The 2,491-nt window shown below is 36.9% G+C and carries 2 protein-coding genes; both read right to left on the reverse strand.

Annotated elements, in window-relative coordinates; translation table 11 throughout:
• Positions 1–140: 140 nt before the first annotated feature.
• Positions 141–2,162, reverse strand: coding sequence for an ATP-dependent DNA helicase RecG (gene recG / locus OZD63_RS03740; protein ID WP_274979742.1), 2,022 nt, complete (start codon positions 2,160–2,162; stop codon positions 141–143).
• A gap of 49 nt (positions 2,163–2,211) precedes the next feature.
• Positions 2,212–2,491, reverse strand: a 280-nt coding sequence (locus OZD63_RS06175; RefSeq protein ID WP_410543741.1) for a hypothetical protein, incomplete at its 5' end; no start/stop codon positions are given.

The raw sequence follows: 2,491 nt of genomic DNA on the forward strand, positions 1-2,491 counted from the left end.
AGACGCCGATACATTAAGTAATCCTTACCTTTTAATCTGCAGATTGGCGAAAGCAAATACAATAGCTTCAGTTTCATAATAAGGGGGCTGGCGAGGTTTGTCAAGGAAGTTTTTTTGTTTCTGCGGGCTACCTGGTTTTTCTACTGAAATTTTGAAAAATGTAATCTACTCCTATATTCAAATATATCAAGCAGTAATTCAAAATCAGCCATTGCGCCTTTTGCGTTATTATACGCGAGATTGAGCAGCTCTTTGTCCTGATATAAATCAGCAAATTTAAATTCCATACATCCTGATTGTTTTGTGCCTAAAATATCTCCACTGCCTCTTAGCATCATATCCCTTTCAGCAATGTAAAATCCATCTTGTGACTCACACATGATCTTTAACTTTGAAGATGAGCTTTTACTTAAATTATCGTATAATAATACACAAAAAGATGGCTTGTTTCCTCGCCCTACTCTGCCTCTTAACTGATGCAATTGTGATAACCCAAATTGCTCTGCATTTTCTATAATCATGATGGTTGCATCTGGCACATCTATACCAACTTCTATCACAGTGGTTGCAACAAGCAGAGAAAATTCATTCCTTTTGAAGGAAAACATAACTTGATCTTTCTGCTCCTGAGTCAATTTTCCGTGTATTATCCCGACTTTATCAAGAAATGTTTTTTGTAATTCCTGAAAACGCATCTCTGCTGCAGCAATATTGGTCTCTTCGTTTTCTTCTATATATGGACAAATCCAATATGCTTTTTCGCCCCTGTTTATAGCACCTTTTAGCTTTTCAATAACATCTGGCACCCTACTAATGTTCGTAGTTACAGTTTTTATTGGCAATCTGGATTTTGGTTTTTCTTTCAAAATTGAACATTCAACATCACCATACATAGCTTGCTGCAAGGTTCTTGGAATGGGAGTTGCAGTAACGAAAAGTATATCGGCATTTTCTCCTTTTCCTACCAAGCGATTTCTCTGCGTCACTCCAAATCGCTGTTGCTCGTCTATGACTGCAAGCCCTAAATTTTTAAATGTAACGTTAGCTTGAAATAGTGCATGAGTGCCAATCACTATATTTAAAACACCACTTGCAAGTTCGTTCATGATAATCTTTCTTTCCTTGCGCGAAGTTTTACCAGTAAGCAGCGCAACTTTTATATCGGTACAGGATAAAACTTCCTCAATCCAATTATAATGTTGCTCCGCCAAGATAGTAGTCGGTGCCATTAGAGCTGCCTGCATGTTGTTTTCTACCACATTTATCATCGCAAAAAGTGCAACTACGGTTTTGCCACTACCAACATCACCTTGCAGCAAGCTTATCATGCGATACTTGGATTTTTGTCTCTCTGAGATCTCATCTATTGCACGAGTTTGATCATTTGTTAATTGAAACGACAATTCATTTAAAACTTGCTCTTTGTATTTACTCAATATTATAAATTCTCTTCCCCTTTCTTTCACATGATTTTTTCTTGCAAGTTTCAGCGCTAGCTGATACGCAAACAATTCATCATAAGCAAGCCTTTTTCTACAAACCTCAGCTTCCGCCAATGAGCTTGGTCTGTGCAACTTTATGATGCTTTCCCTCCAACTTAACCATTTTTTTTGCTTGATTAATGTATCATCTATCCACTCTGGTAAATCAGGCAATTCCTTTAGATTAGAGCTTATTATGTTCCCAATGCGCTTATTGGTAATGCCACGGCATAATTGGTAAACTGGCTCTATGCAAGCTATTTCTTTAAATTGGTTGATGTCAAGCGACACGTAATCTGGATGAGTAATTTGCCAATGTTCAGCAAATTTTTCGAGTTTGCCACTGATGATCACATTCGCTCCAATTGGAAATAGTTTATATAAATACTTAACTGAGTAATTAAAAAAGACTATGAATATATACTGACTCTCACTTTCAACGACTATTTTATATGGTCTACCTCTAAAAGTGGGCGACTGATGTTCATAAACTTTTGCAATGAAAGTTGTAAATTCTCCAACTCGAGCATCAGATAGTAACTTGCTTCTATCCACATAACTAAGTGGCTTATAAAACAGCAGATCCACCACCTTGTCCCCACCACAAAGTTTAGGCAATATTGCGGAATGGAACTTAGGTATATTCTCCAGCCTGCTATTTAGAAAAATCTGATTGCTCATTGAGATTCATACATGTGTAAAACTGTTATAGAGCCTTTTTAAAATCTTGTCACCTTATGGTCAGGTATGCACTATAGCTAGCACAGCTCTCTAACGTCATACCGCGATTCATTCGCGGTATCTCAGCCGCTAACACGTAACGGAATGACGAATTTGTTGTTTTTAAAATCGTCGGTAAGCCTAAGAACCTGTTAAGGATCTCGAAAATATGAGGTAAAATAAGCATAGTTAAGAAAGAGGTATATCTATGCAAAAAAGCTATCCAAGCGATATAAGTAAAGAACAATTTGAAAAAATTAGACCAATACTGGAGAGTAGCAGAAAGAAAA

The organism is Wolbachia endosymbiont of Drosophila leontia (assembly GCF_028981785.1).
Classification (GTDB): Bacteria; Pseudomonadota; Alphaproteobacteria; order Rickettsiales; family Anaplasmataceae; genus Wolbachia; species Wolbachia pipientis.